Annotated in this window: 15 protein-coding genes; 1 reads left to right on the top strand and 14 read right to left on the bottom strand. The window is 56.8% G+C overall.

The genetic code is table 11. The features are described 5' to 3' along the window. Nucleotides 1-92: 92 nt before the first annotated feature. Entirely contained in the window at nucleotides 93-1,544 is a 1,452-nt protein-coding gene (locus tag FOT55_RS05755; RefSeq protein WP_025304275.1) for a M20 family metallopeptidase, read from the bottom strand. Next, nucleotides 1,541-2,857: a M20 family metallo-hydrolase gene (locus FOT55_RS05760; protein ID WP_060434562.1), complete on the bottom strand. Its 1,317-nt coding sequence runs from the start codon at nucleotides 2,855-2,857 to the stop codon at nucleotides 1,541-1,543. The genes FOT55_RS05755 and FOT55_RS05760 overlap by 4 nt, the downstream gene beginning before the upstream one ends. A 272-nt stretch (nucleotides 2,858-3,129) precedes the next feature. Here FOT55_RS05760 and FOT55_RS05765 point away from each other — a divergent pair, with 272 nt between their 5' ends. After that, the gene (locus tag FOT55_RS05765) at nucleotides 3,130-4,026 is read left to right on the top strand and encodes a LysR family transcriptional regulator (RefSeq protein WP_025304273.1); all 897 of its coding nucleotides are present in this window, start codon (nucleotides 3,130-3,132) and stop codon (nucleotides 4,024-4,026) included. Between the two features lie 28 nt (nucleotides 4,027-4,054). Here FOT55_RS05765 and FOT55_RS05770 read toward each other — a convergent pair whose 3' ends face one another. The 12 genes from FOT55_RS05770 to FOT55_RS05825 all read right to left on the bottom strand — a co-directional run bounded on the left by FOT55_RS05770 (nucleotide 4,055) and on the right by FOT55_RS05825 (nucleotide 19,327). Further along, complete coding sequence (locus FOT55_RS05770; protein WP_049204435.1) at nucleotides 4,055-6,178, bottom strand: TonB-dependent receptor family protein; 2,124 nt, start codon at nucleotides 6,176-6,178, stop codon at nucleotides 4,055-4,057. A gap of 160 nt (nucleotides 6,179-6,338) precedes the next feature. Next, a complete protein-coding gene (locus FOT55_RS05775) occupies nucleotides 6,339-7,475 on the bottom strand; it encodes an ABC transporter substrate-binding protein (protein ID WP_147823217.1) in 1,137 nt (378 codons plus the stop codon). Nucleotides 7,476-7,561: 86 nt separating this feature from the next. Next, the gene (locus FOT55_RS05780; RefSeq protein ID WP_147823218.1) at nucleotides 7,562-9,706 is read right to left on the bottom strand and encodes a phosphocholine-specific phospholipase C; all 2,145 of its coding nucleotides are present in this window, start codon (nucleotides 9,704-9,706) and stop codon (nucleotides 7,562-7,564) included. A gap of 122 nt (nucleotides 9,707-9,828) precedes the next feature. After that, a complete protein-coding gene (gene queF, locus FOT55_RS05785; RefSeq protein ID WP_025304269.1) occupies nucleotides 9,829-10,668 on the bottom strand; it encodes an NADPH-dependent 7-cyano-7-deazaguanine reductase QueF in 840 nt (279 codons plus the stop codon). Further along, entirely contained in the window at nucleotides 10,646-11,542 is an 897-nt protein-coding gene (locus tag FOT55_RS05790) for a queuosine precursor transporter (RefSeq protein ID WP_004937338.1), read from the bottom strand. Before FOT55_RS05790 ends, queF begins: the two co-directional genes overlap by 23 nt. Beyond that, nucleotides 11,543-12,157: a helix-turn-helix domain-containing protein gene (locus tag FOT55_RS05795; protein WP_025304268.1), complete on the bottom strand. Its 615-nt coding sequence runs from the start codon at nucleotides 12,155-12,157 to the stop codon at nucleotides 11,543-11,545. 530 nt (nucleotides 12,158-12,687) lie between these two features. Beyond that, on the bottom strand, nucleotides 12,688-13,989 hold the full coding sequence (locus FOT55_RS05800) for a cytosine permease (RefSeq protein ID WP_060434746.1): 1,302 nt from the start codon (nucleotides 13,987-13,989) through the stop codon (nucleotides 12,688-12,690). Nucleotides 13,990-14,009: 20 nt separating this feature from the next. Continuing rightward, a complete protein-coding gene (locus FOT55_RS05805; RefSeq protein ID WP_025304266.1) occupies nucleotides 14,010-14,699 on the bottom strand; it encodes a helix-turn-helix transcriptional regulator in 690 nt (229 codons plus the stop codon). Nucleotides 14,700-14,726: 27 nt separating this feature from the next. Further along, a complete protein-coding gene (locus FOT55_RS05810) occupies nucleotides 14,727-15,137 on the bottom strand; it encodes a GNAT family N-acetyltransferase (protein ID WP_019453029.1) in 411 nt (136 codons plus the stop codon). A gap of 427 nt (nucleotides 15,138-15,564) precedes the next feature. After that, a complete protein-coding gene (locus tag FOT55_RS05815; RefSeq protein ID WP_147823219.1) occupies nucleotides 15,565-16,479 on the bottom strand; it encodes an alpha/beta hydrolase in 915 nt (304 codons plus the stop codon). A 617-nt stretch (nucleotides 16,480-17,096) separates the two neighbouring features. Then, nucleotides 17,097-17,981 carry an ATP-grasp fold amidoligase family protein gene (locus FOT55_RS05820; RefSeq protein ID WP_025304264.1) on the bottom strand — a complete coding sequence of 295 codons (885 nt, stop codon included), beginning with the start codon at nucleotides 17,979-17,981 and terminating at the stop codon, nucleotides 17,097-17,099. 50 nt (nucleotides 17,982-18,031) lie between these two features. Further along, complete coding sequence (locus FOT55_RS05825) at nucleotides 18,032-19,327, bottom strand: lysine N(6)-hydroxylase/L-ornithine N(5)-oxygenase family protein (RefSeq protein WP_025304263.1); 1,296 nt, start codon at nucleotides 19,325-19,327, stop codon at nucleotides 18,032-18,034. Nucleotides 19,328-20,091: the final 764 nt, after the last annotated feature.

The following is a 20,091-nucleotide window of genomic DNA, read 5'->3' on the forward strand; positions in this document are numbered from 1 at the left end:
CCTCTGTGTTTGCTCTGTTGTGTGATTGTTATTATTTGATTTATTTATAATTATTCTTAGTGACCCGGTGAACCGGGCCCTGTCTGTTCATGCTATTTCAATGGGGAGGGTTTTACCCCCTGTGGGATAGGGCATCGATACGGCTGTTCGGCGCGTTGGTGCTCAAACTCGCTGCGGCAGCTCGCCAGCAGGGCGCTGTCGCTCAGCAGATCGATGGCGGTCGCCGCCATCACCTTGCCGGCCAGGCACATGCCCTTATGGGCGATAGCGGTGCGGCCCTGCGCCACCAGTTGCCAGGTGTGCAGAGGAGTGCCGAGTGCGAAACAGGGGCTAAAGCATTGGGCGGTTGGCGCCACCCAGCTCACGTCGCCAACGTCGGTAGAACCGTACAGCAGGTCGTCGGACTCCACATAAGGAGCGACCTCGTCCATCAGCACCTTATCTCCCAGCAGTTGTACCCACTCGCGCCCGGCTGCGCCACCGGTGCGGGCTATGTTGAGTTTGGCGTTGCGCAGATCGTCGCGGCTCAGCGTCTGGCGGATTTCCTCGGCGAAGCGGCGTTCGGCGTCGCTGTACTCGGGCAGACCGAAATCACACAGGTTTTGATACATCGCGCGTTCAAGACTGCGGTTCGGCACATAGTTGGAGCAAGCCTTGTCGAAGCGCACGTCCATCTGAGTGTCAGTCATCAGCGCTGCGCCCTTGGCGATGTTAATCACCCGTTGGTAAATGTCCTGCGCCTGGTCGAGCTGCGGCGCGCGGATCAGGTACAACACCTCGGCGTCGGCCTGCACCACGTTGGGGGAGCTGCCGCCGGTGTGGGTGACCGCGTAGTGCAGCCGCGCTTCCTGCACGATATGTTCGCGCAGGAAGTTGGCGCCGGTATTCATCAGCGTCACCGCGTCCAGCGCGCTGCGCCCCAGGTGTGGCGAGTTGGCGGCATGGGCGGCGACGCCCTTAAAGTGAAACGCCGCCTGAATGTTGGCCAGCGTGCTGGTGTTGAACATGCCGCTGAAGCCTTCCGGGTGCCAGGTGAGGGCGGCGTCGACGTCGTCGAACAGGCCTTCGCGCACCATAAAGGTTTTGCCGGAGCCGCCTTCTTCGCCTGGGCAACCGTAGAAGCGCAGGGTGCCGGTCAGCCGGTTCTGCTGCATCCACGCCTTGGCAGCGAAGGCGCCCGCCAGCGCGGCGGTGCCCAGCAGGTTGTGGCCGCAGCCATGGCCGTTGCCGTTTTCCACCAGCGGCTGCGGCGTGGCGCAACCGGACCGCTGGCTCAGCCCGGCCAGCGCGTCGTACTCGCCCAGCAGCGCGATAACCGGGTGGCCGCTGCCGTAGCTGGCGATAAACGCCGTCTCGATGTCGCCCACACCGCGTTCGACCGAGAAGCCTTCCTGTTCCAGCGCATCGGCCAGCAACGTGGCGGAATAGGTCTCGTTGAAGCGCGTTTCCGGGTGATCCCAAATCGCGTCGCTCAGCGTGCTGAAGCGGGGTTGACGTTGGTCAATGTAGTCGTCGATAAATGCCTGCAGTTCTGAGTTGCTCATGCTCCGCTCCCGAATGTCGGCAGGTTCAGCGCCAGCGACGCCAGCGTTTTCACCGCCACCGCCATCACCTGTTCGTTGAAGTCGAATTTCTCGTTATGGTGCCCGGCGCTCAGCTCGGTGCCGAAAATGACGTATGAGGCCTGGCCGCCGCGGGATTTCACCCGTTCCATCATGTAGGTGGCGTCTTCTGAACCCGCCGCCTGTTCGCGGCGATCGACCACCGAGGTCAGCTCGGTTATCTGCTGCGCCTGGCGGCGGATATAATCCACCCACGGTTGGGTCGGTTTGCTGCTCTGCGCCGCGCCCATCAGCGCGATGTCGCAGGCGACGCCGTGCATTTTGGCGGCGCCTTCGATGGCGTTCAGGGCCTGCTGATAGACGAACGTGTTGATCTCATTGGTGGCGCCGCGCGTCTCCACCTTCATAAACGCCCGATCGGCGATCACGTTGCGGCCGGTGCCGGCCTGCAGCACGCCGACATTGATGCGTGAGCTGCCTTCGCTGTGGCGCGGGATGGCGTAAAGCCCTAGCGCAGCCTGCGCCGCCGCCAGCAGTGCGTTGCGACCGTCTTCCGGCTTGGCGCCGGCGTGGGAGGCGACGCCGCGGAAGGTAACGTCCAGCTTGCTGGTGGCCATAAAGCTGTCGCTGCCACATACCAGCTCACCGGCCGGCACGCCGGTGCCGATATGCACCGCGGTGAAGAAATCGACGTCGTCCACCACGCCGGCCTCCACCATCGATTTTGCGCCGCGTGTGCCTTCCTCCGCCGGCTGGAAGATCAATTTGACGGTGCCGCTAAGCAGGGACTCCAGGCTTTTGAACACGTGCGCCAGCCCCAGGCCGATGGTGGTATGGCCGTCATGACCGCATGCATGCATCATGCCGCTGTTGCAAGAGGCGAAGCCTTCACTGAACGGCAGGTGTTCGGGTTCCAGCAATTCGTTGAGATCGAGGGCGTCCATATCCACGCGGTAGGCGATAGTCGGGCCGGGGCGGCCGGTATCGAGCGTTGCGACGATGCCGGCGAAGCCGCCGGAAAAATGCGGCAACCATTTTTCCAACGCGCCCTGATTGCGGGCGCGCAGTTCCTGCGCCTCCAGCTCATCGGACGAGGGTAGTCCCATGCGCGCCTCGGCCTTGATGACCTCGCGGCCTAGCTGCAGGCGGTAACCCAGCCGATCGAGTTCTTCCGCCACCAGGGTGGCGGTGCGGAACTCAAACCAGCCGGATTCGGCATAGCGGTGGAAGTCGCGGCGCCAGGCCTGCAATTGCGGGTACAGATCGGCCACCAACATCGAAAGCGAATTAGTCATAGTGATATCTCATAAGTTATCGCGCGCTGGATTGCTCCAGGCAGCAGTTATGCTCTGAACTGAAATCAGACGGTGATGCTCTTGCAAATAAAAAGGTGTATTTGGTTACTAACTGCCGTGAATGGCGCTTATTGGCGCAGAAAATGCGCTTAATTAAGCGAAATAAGAATTTGGTTATTTATTATGTTTTTTCCGAATGTACACAATGGAATCTGGCTAAATAAGATGCCAATATCTTGCTATTGATAAATAACGGTTATCGCCTTTCGCCTATGCCAGCCTCGATAAAATTGCACCAATTACGTGCATTTGTGGACGTTAGCCGCCAGGGCAGCATCCGCGCCGCTAGCCGTACCTCACGCCTTTCCCAGCCTGCACTGACCAAAGCCATTCAGGAGCTGGAAGAGGTGCTGGGCGCCAAGTTGTTTATTCGCCGTAGCCAGGGTGTGGTATTGACCGACTGTGGCGATAACTTTTTCCAGCATGCCAGCCTGATCCTTGAGGAGCTGCGGGTGGCGCAGGAAGATATCCAGCAGCGGCTGGGGTTGGCGGGCGGCACGGTGAATATCGGCGTTGGTGGCAGCATTGCGCGCACCGTGATGCCGCAGGTGGTCACTCAGTTTCATCGTGAGTATCCCAACGTGAAGGTGCGCATCGTCGAGGGGCAGCTGGTGTCGATGATCCCTGAACTGCGTCAGGGCGAGCTGGATTTTACCGTCAATACCTACTACCCCAGCAGCCTCGACAACGAGTTGCAGTACGAACGGCTGATGGAAAAAGAGTATCGGGTGGTGGTACGTAAAGGGCATCCGATGGAAGGGGCAACCTCGCTGAAACAGCTGCAGCACTGCGACTGGACCATGCCGACGCCGAAAGGCAGTTATTACCGGCTATTGCACGATCTGTTCGGGGACTTGGGCATGGCGCCGTCGATCAGCGTGACCTGCGAGACCTTTATGGCCTGTACCAGCCTGGTGGCGCAGAGCGATTTTGTCAGCATTCTGTCGGTGGACGTGATTTCGGATCCGATTCTGGGCAAGCATTTGGTGCCGCTTGAGCTGGAAGAGAGTTTGCCGAAAGCGACGTTTTATCTTATCCAACGCAAGGACACCACCTTGACGCCGATGGGCGCGCACTTGGCGCGCCTGTTTCGTCTTTACTGTCGGTGATACCGAAGCCCCATCGGGGGCCTGGGTATCAGAAGGCGATCGACCCCTGCACGAAGAAGGTGCGTGGTTCGCCGACGTACTTGCCGAAGTTATTGTCGTTGGAGCGGGTAAAGTAGCGCTGATCGAACAGGTTTTTTACCCCGGCGCCCAGCGTCAGGTTCGACAGCTGCGGCCCGAAGTTATATTCCCCGCGCATATTCCACACCATGTAACCGGCGATGTTGCCGAACTGGCCATCGGCGCTTTCCTGCGTGATGTACTCCGGCCCGGTGCCCGGCGAATGCTGTTTCGACTGCGCATAACCGTCCAGATTCCATACCCAGCTGCCGGTGGCGTAACGCGTGCCGACGGTATAGACCTGGCGCGAGTAGAACGGCAGATCTTTACCGGCGAAGTCGCCCTTGTCGGTGCTGGCTTTGGTGTAGGTATAGCTGGTGTAGACGCTGGCGCCGTCGAGCGCCCGATTCAGCTCGCTGAGATCGTAGCTGAGCGCCAGCTCGATGCCTTTGTGCTTGGTGGCGCCCATGTTGGTCCAGCCCACGTCGTTGCTGATGTACTGCAGCTGGTTATCGAAGTCGATGTAGAACAGCGTGGCCTCGGCCTTGACCACGGTGTCGTCGTAGCGGGTGCCGAACTCATAGGTGCGCGCTTTTTCCGCCGTCAGCCCCGGCGCCGGCTGGTTGCCGTTGCCGCCTTTGGTCAGTTGGAAATACTGCATGCTGCCGAACGAGGTGTTGGCGTTGGCGAACAGTTTCCAGGCGTCGGACAGGTGGTACATCACGTTCAATGACGGCAGCGGCTCGCTGTAGCTTTTCTCGCGGCTGATGTTGTTGAACGAATCGTCCACGTGGGTGCGAATGCTTTCATAACGCAGGCCCGGCGTGACCGTCCAGTTGCCGACGTTAATGGTGTCGTCGATATAGAACGCGTTGGCTGCGGTACCGCCGGAGGTATGCTGGTAATAGTCCGGGGTATCCGGCGTCGAGCCGATATTCGCCGGATTATACCAGGCGGAACGCGATGCTTTTTCGTCCATGGTTTCATTCAGATAGCGGTAACCGAGGGTGATCTCGTGCGCCATATTCCAGAAGCGAAACAGCTGCGAATAGCTTGGTTCGATCGCCCAGGTTGAATAGTGGCGCGGATAGGAGACCATGCGCCGCTGGCCCGCGTTTTTGCCGGTGCCTTCCGATTCGATGTTGCTGCCGCGGTAGCTGTCGGTGAAGTAGGTCAACACTTCGAACTGCTTGTCGTCTTCCTGATGTTTGTATTTGAACGACATATCCTTGCGGCGGCCTTCGAACTGATCCCACGGCCGCGTGGACTGGAACGGGTTCTGCGCGTATTGCGCGCTGCTCAGCCCGCCCGGCATGCCGGCTTTGGCGTCGTAGTAGTGGAAATTGGCCAGCAGTTCGTCGCGATCGGTGAACGCATAACGCGTTTTCAGCATGAAATCGTCGATGTCGGTGTTGTCGTTGTTGTCGCGGTAGCCCTGGCCGTGCAGGCCGGAATAGAGCAGCTCGGCGCCGAGGCCGTTGTCTGCGGTGCCGCCCACGGAGGCGCTGGTCAGGGTCTTCAGGCCGCCGTGGCTGGCGCCCTGGGTTTGTACGCTGGCGGTGCCGCCAAACGTTTTGGGAATGTCGCGGGTAACGAAGTTGATCACGCCGCCGACGTTTTGCGGCCCGTAGCGCACCGCACCGCCGCCGCGCACCACGTCCACCGATTGCAGGTTACCGATCGATAGCGGCGCCATCGACAGCTGCGGCTGGCCGTAAGGCGCAACCGCCAGCGGGACGCCATCCATCAGAATGGTGGAGCGCGGAGAAAGACGCGATGTCAGGCCGCGCACGCCGACGTTGAGCGAAATATCGCTGCCGCCGGTGCCGTTGCTGTCGCGCACCTGCACGCCGGGTATGCCGCGCAGGCTGTCGGCGATGGTTTGGTCGCCTTGTTCGTGCATCTGCTGCTGGGTGACGATGGAACGCGCGCCCGGATGGTTGAGCAGCACCGAACTGGTATCAGGGTTGTCCAGCCAGTTGCCGACGACGGTCACGGTGTCGGTATCGTTCTGAGATGAGTTATCAGTAGCAAGGACAGGGAATGCGACGGCGATGGAAGCCGTCAGCAGGGAAAGCCGAAAAAGAGGTGACATAATAATGCCTTAAGAGTTTCAGACCCGGATGTGTTTTTTTAGAAAAGACAATCTTAATGATAATTATTGGCAAGTAAATAGAATTGTTACGGGATAGTTAAGTGGGTAACTAAATAATGAATGCGGGAAACAGGACCCGACTGGCGGGCCCTGCGGGAGGTTATTGTGGCGTAAGCCAGAAGACGCCGCTGTAATCCAGCGCGGTGAATTTCTGGTGCACCATTTCGATATCCGCTTGCGGATCAATATCTTTAAACAGCGCCGGGTGCATGAATTTGGCGATCGCTTCAACCGCGATAAAGTTGAGCGGTGTGTCGTAAAATTGATGATAAATCGCCATCACGCGTTTTTCTTTCACCGCTTTCAGCACGTTAATACCGGTACGATCCAGCAGATGCGCCAGTTTCTTTTGGCTGGTGGCCATATCGGTGGTGTAACCCAGCGGTACCGCCAGCGTGCCGCGATGGCCACGGCTCCAGTCGGCGCCGGTCAGCAGATAGAAATCCGGGTTGCTGCTGATCACCTGCTCGACGTTCACTTCTCCGCCCATGTCTGAAAACAGCTTGCTGCCGATATTGTTGCCGCCGGCGGTATCGATGAACTGGCCGAAGCTGCCTTTGCCGAAGGTGTTGCAGCACTGTTCGCCTTTGATGCCGGCGCTGCGCTCGATGAAGACGCTGGGGCGCTGCTCCGGTTTCAGCGTGGCGACCCGCTGGCGCACCAGTTCGAGGCGTTGCTGATAGAGGCGGATAAAAGCATCGGCGTTGGGCTGCTCGTCAAACACTTTTCCCAACAGCGCCATGCTGGCGACGGTGTTGGTCAGCGGCTGCTGGCGAAAATCGATGATCAGCACTGGGATGCCGACTTTTTCCAGCTGGGTCAGCACGCCGCTGTCTTTCAATTTGCTCAGCAGGCCGATGTCGAAAATGATCAGATCCGGTTGGCGCACCACCGCGCTTTCCACGCTGAAATCACTGGTGTAGGGGTTGTCGAAGGTGGGGATCTGCATGACCTGCGGGAATTTTTTCGCGTAGGCCTCCACCAGATCCGGCGCTTTGACCTTCAGCGAGTTGTCCCAGGCGATGATGTTTTTCAGCGGCTCCTGCGGATGCAGAATATTCAGCGCCAGCAGCGCACGGGCATCGGCCAGGATAACGCGTTTGGCCGGTTGCGGCAGGGTGACCTGGCGGCCGGCGACATCGGTGACGACGATCGGCGCGGCTTGAGCGGTGCCGGCCAACAGCAACACACAGGCGGCCAACCAGCGGCCGGCTTTAGCGATAAGAACAGCGGGCATGAAGATCCTTGGGTAATCGGCGAAGAACGAGAACGCAATGATAAGCGATATCCTTTCGCTTTTTGAACTCCCTTGATGCCGATAGATCATCCCTGGCCCATCAGCGGGTCGCTGACGCTGTGCTCACCGTCCTCCAGCCGCCCCGCCAGGCGACGCAGCCAGCCGGGGCCTCGCAGCGTAAGATCATACCAGCCGCCGCTGGTGCGGGCGTCAAACGTTTGGTGGTGGCTGCCGCCCGCAGGCAGCGTAATAGGCCACGGGCCTTGCTGAGTGTAAGGGCAGCGTTCGAGGGTGACCGCTATCGCTTCGGTGCCCGGATTATTCAACTGCAGCTGCAGGCTGCGGCCCGTTGGGCGCAAACGCACTTCCGGCTGCGGCCGACTCAGGACGCCGCGCAGCTCGCGATGAAAGCCGTTGGGGCCGAGCAGCCATAGATGGTACTCATTGTCCGCCTGCCAGTCGTCGCTGACCGCCTTGCCGGCCTCGACGGTATAGCGGCGCGGGATTTGCGTCAGGTCTCGCCGGTCGTAGACGTGAAATACCGCTCCCTGCTCGCCGGTATTGAACAGGTTCAACGTCACGCGGCGCTGCTCGGTCGCGACGGTGGCCTCGACGTGCAGCTGGTAGGGCAGTGCGCGGGAAGGGCGCGCCAGGCGGCGTTGGTGCGGCAAACGCTGGTGGGCGGGCGATGGCAGCGGCACCTGCGGCAGCTGTTCCTGGCGCTGGCGCAGGCCATCGGCGGCGTGGCGGCTGGTGGCGGGCAGGCTTGGCAGCGCTTCGCCGTTAGGGTCGACAAAGTTGAACGCTGAGGTGAGATCGCCACACACCGCGCGGCGCCAGGCGCTGATGTTGGGTTCATGCACCTGAAAGCGCTTTTCCAGGAATTGCAGCACCGAGGTGTGATCGAAGACCTGAGAATTGACCCAGCCGCCGCGGCTCCAGGGCGATAGCACCAGCATCGGCACCCGCGGGCCGGGGCCGTAGATGCGGCCGTCCGGCGGCGGTTGATCCTGCGAGCCGGGCGGCGCCACGTGCTGGAAGATCTCGGTGTCGAACGGCACGGTCGATTTACCGGCGAAGCTGCCGTCTTCACGTAGCGACGGTGCAGAAGGCGAAGGCATATGATCGAAAAAGCCGTCGTTTTCGTCGTAGTTGACCAGCAGGACGGTTTTGCTCCACACCTCCGGGTTATCGGTCAGCGCGTTGAGGATCTCTTGCGTGAACCAGCCGCCCTGCACCGGGCTGGAGGGATCGGGATGTTCCGAATAGGCCGCCGGCGCGATGATCCAGCTGACCTGCGGCAGTTTGCCCTGCTGCACGTCGGCACGGAATCCGGCCAGCATGGCGTCCAGATCGTTGCCGTCGGCGGCCGGCAGGGTGTTGCCGTTGCCCTTGTACAGCGGCGCGGTCGCGTTGAGCTCGTCGCGATAAGGTACGAAGGCGTTGAAGCCTTTCGGCGGCCGCGCCGGGTTGCCCACCTGAATGCTGGCGGCGCGGTATTGGCGGAAGCCCGCCAGCGGGTTGTCGGTAAAGTTGTCCGGCAGGAATTGGTACACCTTCCAGCTGACGCCGCTCGCCTCCAGCCGTTCCGGATAGGTTGTCCACTGGTAGCCGATCTCCGCCGGGCCGGGGCTGTCCCACTCGTTGACCACCACCGCCACGTCGGCGGCGGACGGGCCGTTGGTGCCGGTCCAGTGGAACAGCCGGTTGGTGTTGGTGCCGGCGTGGATAGCGCAGTGATAGGCGTCGCACAGGGTAAAGGCGTTGGCCAGTGCGAACTGGAACGGCAGCTCCTGCTGGCGGTAGTAGCCCATCGAGGCCGGCGTTTTGTAGGTGGGCCAGGCGCTCATGCGGCCGTGATCCCAGGCGGCTTGCTCATCCACCCACGAGTGCGGCGTGCCAGTGACGCGCTGTGCGTTGCCGCGTTTGCTGTCCAGATGGTAGGGCAGCACCAGCCGCTCGGCGCCCTGCTGCTGCCAGACGAGGCGATCGCCGGGCAATGGGATGGTAAAGCGATCGCTGAAGCCGCGTACACCCGGCAGGGTGCCGAAGTAGTGGTCGAAAGAGCGATTCTCCTGCATCAGGATCACCACGTGTTCGACGTCGCGCAGGGTGCCGGTGCGGTTATTGGCGGGAATGGCCAGCGCTTTGCGAATCGAGGCGGGCAACAGCGTGAAAGCCGATCCAATGGCGGCGGCCCGCAGTAGGTCTCTGCGAGAAAGGTCAGGCATGCGTCGTTAATCTCCGTCAGTGTGCTTTGAAGATAGCCGCTGACGACGATAATGGCGAAAAATAACAGGGAGATGAAAGCGAGGAAACAATGCTCCCTGGCGGGAGCATTGGGGGGTAACGCTTACTGCCTGATCAGGCGGCCGAGCGCTGGCGCCGTTTCGAAATCGCTGCGGAAGGGGTTGATGTCCAGGCCGCCACGGCGGGTGTAGCGCGCGAACACGCTGAGTTTTTCCGGGCGGCAGCTCTGCTTGATGTCGTTGAAAATGCGCTCGACGCACTGCTCGTGGAATTCGTTGTGCTGGCGGAAGGAGATCAGGTAGCGCAGCAGGCTTTCGCGATCGATTTTGCGGCCTTCATAGCGGATCACCACGCTGCCCCAGTCCGGCTGGTTGGTGACCAGGCAGTTGGATTTCAGCAGATTGGAAGACAGCGTCTCCGACACCGGTTCCCCTTGATCGGCCGCGCCGCTCAGGTACTCCGGTTTGAAGGCGAAGTCGTCGACCGCGATATCCAGATCGTCGATGTTGATGCCCGGCAGGCGATCGATCTGCGCGGGGTAACCTTCCAGCCCCGGATAGAGTTTGACGGTGACCTGGCCATTGGCTGCCTGCGACAGGTCCTTCTGCATGGCGGCGCTCACCTGTTCCACGCTGTCGAAGCGCGTTTGGTTGAAGCTGTTGAGATACAGCTTGAACGATTTGGATTCGATCAGGTTGGAAGAAGAGTGCGGGAAGGTAAATTCGCCGATGCCCACCACCGGTTTGCCCTTGCCGTTGAGCCACGACAACTCGAAGGCGGTCCACAGATCGAAGCCGCTAAATGGCAGCTGCTGCTCGTCCACGCCGATCAGATCGCGGCCGCGCGCGCGCGGCAGGGCTTCGAGCAATGCGGGAGCATATTGATCCGGATAATCGGAGTTCGCGCCAAGATGGGTGATCTTATCTTGCTTTTGGATATGCATATTCATTGCCCTTTGCTTGTTCGGTATTGATGTAGCGGTTAAACAGACTGCGGGTGGCGTAGATCGGCCCGACGCCCAGCAGGGCGTAAACCACCTTGATCAGGAACTGCGACAGGATCATGGTTTTGATGATGTCCCAGCTCAGCACGTTGTAGAACGCCAGCGTACAGAACACCACGCTGTCGATGGCCGACGCCACTACGGTACTGGTGATCACGCGCACAAACAGGTAGCGGGAGTTGGTCAACTCTTTGATTTTGCAGAGCAGGTAGGAGTTGACGTTCTCGGAGATCAGATAGGCCGCCGACGAGGCCACCAGCACCGCCATGATGCTGTGCACGATGCCGTTGTAGGTCTCGCTGTACTCCCACTGCGGAATACTCGGCACCAGCGTTGTTACCCACACCCCCAGGACGAAGGTCAGGTTGGCGATAAACGAGATGATGATGGTGCGCCGAGCCAGCCGCAACCCATAGAATTCGTTAAGGATGTCCACCAGAATGAACGTGAGCGGGTAGATGAAGATCGCCGGCGGCGTGATGAGATTCAGCACCGGGATTTGGATCGGCTTGACGCCGCACAGCGTTGAGAAAATATAAATCACGCTGAGCGCCACGGTAATAATCAGGTAGGCGTACCAGGAGCGTTCGTGGCGATCGCTGAGCTCGTAGGCGGTTTTTTGTTGGTTATCGCCATAGAGTTTGCGGTACAGCGCCTGCAGCTCGTGCCGGCTTAGATCTTCTGATATTTCGCTGTCGGCCAGCTCATTCAGCCCCATGGTAATGGTTTTGCCGGTGGCCAATACCATGACATTGGCCGCGATGGTGCCATGCCGGGTGAAGCCCAACAGCTTGAACTTCTGATTCGGTTCCATTTATAACCTTTCTCCAACGATGTAACCCAGGAATTGCACGGTGTCCTGAGGGCGTTTGTCCATGCTTTCGCTGTCTTTGTCGTCAACCACAAAGAAGCCGCGTTTTCCCGAGTGATACAGCAAAGGTGAATCGCAAATCAGTACCGGCGGCCTTTTGATGATGATGACCTCGCCGGGAATAAATGACCCTTTAATTTCGGTCTCTATTTTCATTGCCAACATGTTCGACTCATCGCCGAAGAAATAAGTCAGAGGAAACTCGGTGACCAGCTGCCCGATCTTGCGCTGCGAGACGGCCAGATAGCGCGACTGGGGGATCACCGGAATGGCGGAAGGGTTCTTGTTGCCTTCGGTGGACAGCGTTTCGTTGAGCAGCTCCAGTTTTTCCAGATCGTAGTCTTCGATCTCTTCACAGGAGACACCGAAGAAGTCGGAGATCCGATTCACGGTGGATTGCTGAACGTTGTTCACTCTTCCGTCAAGAATTTTGTAGAGGGTAGTGCGCGTCAGGCCGCTGCGATTGGAAAAGGAAGCCTTGGTTTCACCGCGGGTACGCATCAGATATTCAATATTTTTAATGATGTTGATTTTGCGCTGTGCGTTGGTGGTTTTCATTGGCTGTCCTTACAAACATTACGCAGGCTTCACTATATCTTACGCATTGGCGTTGTCCAGATAAAAAGGCGCAGACGAGCGGGTAACGAACTGATTATTAGCGGTAATTATTGTTTACCGTCAGCCGTTTAGCGCAGTGATGTCAGCGGGGGTAGCCTGCTTCCTCTGCGAGAAAGATAAAGCCGTGCAAATCAATTGATTAGGTTTTACTTATAGAAAAGTGAACACAAAAGCCGGTTTTATGTTTACTTTTATGTTGACCAAAGCCGATTTCATGGGCTACTGTTCATGCAAGCTGAAGTTTTTCTTTACGATCAAAATACGGAAGCCGACAGTTTTTATAATAAAAAGCTCAGAGGGGGCATTGCCACACTCTGAGCATAAATGGATAGCTTGCTACCGACACCAGGGACCCTAAACACCACGGCCGTTTGTCTGCGCGATCGGCCCCATCTTTTGCATTGAATCCCCTTTTCGAGCGTCAAACACTCCCCCGATACCGGAGGAGTGCATTACCGCGTGCGCGAAAATCAGAGAGACTTCTGCGAGGCCAGCGGTTTTTGCGCCCGACTGAAGGCCAGTTTAAGCACCCAATACAGCAGGCTGGCCGCTACCAGGGAATTGATGGTCGGTACGCCCCATTCGGTCGCCAGGCCAACGGCGCCGCCGGCGATGCTGGCGACGATCGCCGCCCAGCCGATGGTTGGCGTTTCGTTCGGCAACTGGCCCATGCGGCGGCTCTCGTCCAGGATCTTGCGGTGGCTGCGCAGCAGGTAATAGTCCACCAACATGATGCCGATAATCGGCGGGAAGACCACGCCAAGCACCGTCAGGAAGTCGACGAAGCGGTCGAGAATGCCCAGCACCGACAGCGTAGTGCCCAGAATCCCGATCACCAACGTGGTGTAGGTGTACTTCAGCTTTTTGCCGGTGATGCCTTCCACCGCGTTGACGATGCCCAGCGAAGAGGAATACAGGTTGAGATCGTTGACGCGCAGGGTGGAGAACACCACTACCAGCAAACCGGCGCCGCCGGCCGCTTGTGACATGATGGTGACTACATCCGCGGTGCCCAGGGTTTTGGCGATCAGGATCGCCAGGCCGTTTACCACGAACTCGCCGGCGATGATGGTGAAGAGCGTGACGCCGAGCACGTGCTTGCCGTTTTTGGAGTAACGGGTCAGATCGGGGGTCATCAGGCTGGCCACGATGGCGCCGCCGACGACGATGGTGATGCCGGCGCTGATGGTCAGCGGTTCACCCGGCGGCGCCAGCTGGATGATCTCCTGCAGGTTATGCCCGGAAAGCGCGGTCACTGAAATAAAGGCCACCAGCATGATGAACATCGGCACCGCGATACGTGCGGCGATGCGCAGCGCCTTGAAACCGAATGCCACCAGGATAGTCAACAGCGTGCCCGAGAGCCCGGCGGCCAAGCCAAAGCCCAGCTTATTGCCGAGCGCGAAGTCGAGCGACTTGGCGAAAATGGCGTTCTGAATGCCGAACCATCCCAGCAGGCTGACGGCCACCACCACGCCGATCAGCACCGAGCCCAGACGGCCGAAGCCGCACCAGCGCGCCAGCAGGCTGCCGGAAATGCCTTCACGCATGCCCGCCAGCCCCAGGCCGTAGGTCACCACGCCGAAGATCAGGCTGCCGACGAAAATGGCGGTGAAAGCGTCAATCAGCGTCATGGAGTTGCCGAGTACGGCGCCGAGCATGAACTGGTCCAGCGCGGTCAACATGCCCATATGCACGATGGCCACGCTTAAAAACGAGACTCTTTTATCCTGCGGCACCCGGGTGAGCGGATAATCTTCGATCTTTATCACGGTGAGATCTTCCTTGCGGTTCAAATAAACTGAATGCCTTTGGTTATCAGGCGATCGGGAATGTAGTTATCCAGATTGGCGTATTTGCAGTATTCCTCAAATTGTTGCTGAGTATGCACGTTGGCCTTCTGGTAAATGTTATAAATGCGGTTTTCGATGGTCTTATTGCTGACGTTATAGATTTTTGCGATCTCTTTTACCGTAAATCGTTGCAGCATAAGAAAAATGACATCGAGTTCGGCACGGGTGAACAGCTCGTTATTGACTTCGGTGGTCAACACGCTGGGTTTTTGCTGATTGATGTATTTCAGCGGTGACAGGCTGTTCATCGGCTTGGCGTTCCAGATCACGCCAATCACCTGTTTGTCATCGTTGTACACCGGTAGCTTTTCGCTGATAAACGGCGTCAGGCTGTCTTTGCCGTACCAGTAGTGGGTTTCTATGACCGTGACCCGATCGCGCGCTGCTTCGGTCATCTTGTCATGCTCGATAAAGTCGGCGGCGGAGTCGGCCCAGTCGGCGGGGAATTCGTGGTCATATTTGCCGGCGACGTCGAAATTCAGCGGCGTATTGGTATAGAGATAAGCGGCACGGTTCATATAGAGGTGGCGGGACAGCTGGTCTTTGATGCCCCAGGGCTCGCTCAGGTGCTCCATCATGGTGATGAGGCCCTTAAAATAAGATTCATTATTTTTATGCGATGAATCCATACCTACCTCTGCGCCGCTCAGGCCGCGTTACAGGCTTTTAGCCAGGTAATGGCGGGTGTGGCGATGCGCGTAGTCGCCCAGCTCGCCGTAGACCCGGTAGCCCAGTTTTTCGTAGAAGCCTCGGGCCTGGAAATCGAAAGTATCGACATAGGCCATATGGCAACCGCGCTTGCGGGCTTCTTCTTCGGCCAGTTGCATCAGCTGGCGGCCGTAACCGCTTTTGCGACATTGATCGCCGACCCACAGATACTGCACTTCCAGGCCGCCCCACCAGGTGCGTGCGACCAGGCCACCGACGATCTGCTGGTTGTCGTCAGTGACGGTCAGGAACAGTGGGTGAATGTCTACGGGCTGGGTTTTATGGTTGTGAGCCCAGAGGCTGTCGATAACGAACTCTTCATCCTGCGGGTTGGGTTTGTCGGTGATATTAATATTCATTTTTAATATAATTCCCTGATTTAATTATTCAAAACTGAACTAGGCGCTTTCGCCCTAACCGCTTCTAATATCACTTTCATTAATGTATTTCAAGGGTGGTTTTCACCCTTTTCCGCCAGGTGAGAGGCCGCTTATAGTAGGTGCCACAGGGAGAAGAAAATAGTGAAACAGGCGGTATTAAAACGCTGAAATGCCCTGCTAACACCATCTTTTCCTACTTGCGCCTCACCAGGGCCCCACCGGGAAAACTGCAGTACTGTATGGCTCCACCGGATAGAGCAAGCTCACTTGCCGACGGGGGAGCCACTTTGTTTTTTGACGCCCCCACCCGCGCCCGCCATTCTCTGTCTCAGATAGTAAACACTCTTCTTATCAGAAGATATGCGCCGCAGATGAAAATATGGCCGATAGCTTCTGATCCGCTGATTTAGTCCTCTGCAATGACGCTGCCCAGCGCCGGCTCGATGGCCGCACCCAGCATGGCGCCGTGTCCCAGGGCAGGCCATTCGCGATAGCCGACGGTGAGACCGTCGAGCTGTGCCAGGTGTTCGGCCAATAAACGCGTTGCGTCCGCCGGCAGAGCGGGGCTCTTCACGCCGGGCGGGGCAGCGCGATCGCGTTCTGCCAGGCCAACCCACAGTTGCAACCTGGCCGCCGGCGCCGCGCGCCGTTCTGTCATCTGCTGTGCTTCTTGCAGGATCATGCCGTCGCCCCACCACAGCGAGGGTTCCACGGCGATGTAGCGCTGAAAGGCGGTGGGATGGGTGAACAACGTATGCAGAACGAAGAGCCCGCCGTAGGAGTGCCCCCACAGCGTTTGCCGCTGAGGATCGACCGCCAGTTTGGCGGCGATCGCCGGTTTGATCTGGGTCTCAATCAATTGCAGGAACGCATCCGCGCCCCCGACGGCCCGCGGCGGTTTCTTCATGCCTGCCGGCAGAGGGAGCGTATAGTCGTAGGTGCGGCCGGCGGCATCGATGCGCAGATCGTTGTCATAGCCGATCATCACCAGCACCGGTGGCCGCTTCGTTGCTGCCAATTTGGCCAGTAAGGCGGCGTTCAACTCCATCAGCACCGCATTGCCGTCGAGGAAATAAACCGTTGGATAGCCGTCTGGCACAGGCGCCTGACGCGGTTGGGCGATGCGAACACGATAATGCCGTTGGCCATCGGCGGAGGTGAATCGCAGATCGCTGAAGCGGTAATCCGCAGTATCGCTATCGGCTACGGTAGTGCCGATCTTGCGTTCCAAATCGGGCCTGGCCATCACGGAGTCCGGCAGCCAAAGGCCGATGGCGAGCGCCAGAAGCGCGGAGATAAAATGCCGGTTGGACAATAACATGCGGATCAACATCCTCGAAAAAGGCCGATAGTAGCATCCGTTCGCGCCCGGTAAAAACCTACCTTTAGGGCGGGCATTCCGGTCGCGAAGCGCTGCCAGCCGTTGCTTTGCCAGGTTAATAGCAACTCATTGTTATTATTGGTAAGTCAGGAATAAGAGGGATTACAATTAATTAGAAATGGTTATGGTTTTTATGGAGGGGGAAATGGTGAAGGTAGGTAAAAACACACGGTTATCAACGATTTTTAGCGAAAAAAGCCCTATAAAATAGGGCAAAGACACACAACAACACCAGGGAAACTTTCCTGTATCTTATATTATAGCTTCCTATACATATAGAACATTTTATTATAAATATGTAAGTGATTCTTATTAATCATTTAATACCATTGTTTTTCAAATGGTTATGTGATCTGACTGGCGTATTGCACTTGGGTCGGGTGTGGGCTGCCAGGGATAGGCAGCAGAGATTTTGCTGTAACGGTGGCATGAACAGGCGAGGTCATCGGCCCGATATCCCTCAGGGCAATACCGGCCCGCGGGCTGCAAAAAGGCCGGCCGGTATTTATCCTCAGGCGCAGCCGATCTTCACTGTGGGATGTGGGACCAGGTGAAAATCAGTGCTGTTGCAACGTCAACATCTCGCCAAGCAAAACATCGGTTGGCGGCAGAATATCCGTATCCAGCCCGGCGGATGGGGTAAAGGTCAATTCGCCGAAAATGATCTGGCCTTTGGAGATGTAGAAATCAACGCGAACAAACTCGAAGGGCGCGGACAAGCGTGAGGCGTACTCAAACAGCTCATCGTAGCCTTCTGGCTTCACGAAGGCGTCTATTTCTTCCTGGCTCAAGGCCAGGCAGTCATCGCTGTAGCACAGAAACTTGAAATCTTTGTCAAAGAAGTAATACTTCGGCGACCCGGTTTCTCTGCCGACACACAGCAATGTGCAGTAAGGTACACCGCGGAAACAATAGATTTTATAGTCTTCAGGTCCGTGACCATTGGCCGATTCGATATATTTCTCCCCAATGATCTTTTTTTGTATCCCTTTGTAGTTGAGCTCTACATAAGTTTTCCAATAATCGTCTTTCATCCAAGCGTCGATCAATTTTTTTGCGCTCTTGATATTCAGCAATTTTTTATTCTGGCAAATCAGGTTATACCCGGAACCGTGATTCCCTTTGATCACAAACTTATCCGGCAATGCGTCCCACGGAATATCGTTTACTGAATCACAGGCAAAGTACAATTCATTAAGGATCTCTTCGCACCCTTGATCTTTGATGTACTGTCTTACCGCATATTTATCTGCACACTGCTTCACCAACGCATTGTGACTATAGCCATTCAATTTCAGGTGATTGATCTTTTCATTCCAGGTGGACGGCGCCTGCAAGTTTAACGGTTTGCCAAATGCTTTTTTGTAGAGCAATCTGGCCTTGAATTCGGGGGCCAATACGGCCAGCTGCTTCGTAATAAATTTAATGACTTGTCTTTTCATATACGTAATTCCATCAAAGCGTAGTGACAATGATTAAGTCGTTCTTGTATTTAAAACGCGGGTGGTGCGCTTTCACTGCGCCATTGAATGGCTGTCGGCGTTGTTCCCAGATCAAATGGCTTGTGGTCTAACGCCCGATTAAGAATGCGAGCCGACCGCCACGCCATCAGGCTCAACTGCGGATCGGCAATGCCGTGATTGTGCATACTGGCGTTCATGGCGAATAAGCAGTTCTCCGCCGGGCCTTCCCACTCAAAGGTAAAGTCTGGGGCGATGCGGTATTCGCCCTCCGCAGTGGTTAGTAAGCGGTGGGCCAAAGGTTCAAGGAACTCTGGCGTGGCCGATTGATAACCGGTGGCAAAGATCACCACGTCCGCCTTGAAGGCTTCTTCGCCGTGATCGAGATGATGACGCGTTTCGAGTTGGTAGGCGTTATCCAGCGTGTGTTTCACGGCCGTCAGCGAACGGCTGGGCAGCAGGCGCACCCATAATTTCTCGCGCAGGACGTCGAAGCGGTGGTACATGGCGCGATAAATCGCTAGCAGCGACTCACTGGTGATGCCGTCTGAGGTCATTTTCTGTTCGGCCAGCATATGCCGTTTGGCCGCGCTATCCAGTGAGTAAAAGCTCTCGACGTAATCGGGCGTGAAGTATTCGTTGGCAAAGGCCGCTTCATCGAGCGCATTATAGTTGTTGCGGCGCGATATCCAGTCGAGCTGCTCCGGTTGCCCCCATTCCCCTTTAAAAATATTGAGGAACAGGTCTGCGCCGCTCTGGCCGCCACCGACGATCGCCACGCGTTTGCCGGTCAGATCGGGGTTGCGCAGCATCATTTCGCTGGCGTGGAAACAGCGATCGCTTTGCGTCGTCACGCAATCAGGCAGCTTTATTTTCTTGCCAATACCGATACTTACGTGCCTGGCGTGGAAGACCTTATTCGAGGTGGTCACCACGAACTGGCGCTGCCGATCGTCAAATTCGACCCGCTGAACGTCTTGATTGAATGCCAATGATCCCATCCCGGCGGCGGCCCAGGTGAGGTAATCGGCGAACTCTTCGCGCGATGCGGTGCGCTGCTCCGTCGTCAGGAAACGATAAAATTTTCTGTTTTTTACCAGATAGTTGAGAAAGCTGTAGCGATTGGTTGGGGCAACCGCGCTCACTAAATCTTTTAAAAAGTTGGTCTGCATACTGCAGTCCGCCAGGATCATCCCTGGGTGCCAGGAGAAATGAGGTTTGCGTTCAAGGAATTGTCCCGTAAATCCCTCTATTTCACTTCCTAAGGCTGCCAGGCTAAGATTCGACGGGCCAAGGCCAATACCGATGATATCCAAATGCTGATTCATTAATAAGCTCCAGTATAATGAGAATAATACCCAGAAATACGGCCGCAGATAGGGTGGCTTATAGCAACCAGGCTGCCTTTTTCTTATAAGTAAGCTTCACGAATTAAATGTAATTAAACGGTGTGCAGGCCAAAAATACCGCACTTTTAAATACCCGTTTAGAATTCGGTAGCGCATTAGGTAAAGGCTACGGGTGTATTTCTTTCCATGAAAATTCCTATGAAGGTTTTGCGCGTGTATTTAATGAATATTCCTAAGTAAAAATCCGATCTCTCCCTGATTCATCAAGCCATGAAAACGGCCACCAGGGAGGATGCCCACCGTATGAGTTCTTATCTGCTTATCTGGTGTCTATGCCATTGCATTGCCGGGATCGGTGTATTCGTTGCTTAGAATAGCCTTAAAATAGGCACGGGGAAGGTGAAATAACGTGATATTAGAGGCAGGATGCTTTTTGCAAAGATGAAATCGGAAGTGAAATTATGAAATCTGCGCGTTGTGATTTAGTTTTTATCATTAAATTCAATGTGTTATTTTGTTTTTTGCGGCAGGGTATCACACTCTTTCACTAAGGTGATACGCACACTTCTGTACCTTTATCTCTTCTTGTTGCCCCCCGAATGGCAATATTTTACCCCGAGTTGCATCACCCTATGGGCGCGGATGGTTCGCGTTAACTACCGGTGTTAGGGTTCGTTTAATTAATGCCGGGCAAAGGCTGGCCGGAGAGGACGCTTGCTCGAGGCGAGTGTGAAAAAACTGGC

The organism is Serratia bockelmannii (assembly GCF_008011855.1).
Lineage (GTDB): Bacteria > Pseudomonadota > Gammaproteobacteria > Enterobacterales > Enterobacteriaceae > Serratia > Serratia bockelmannii.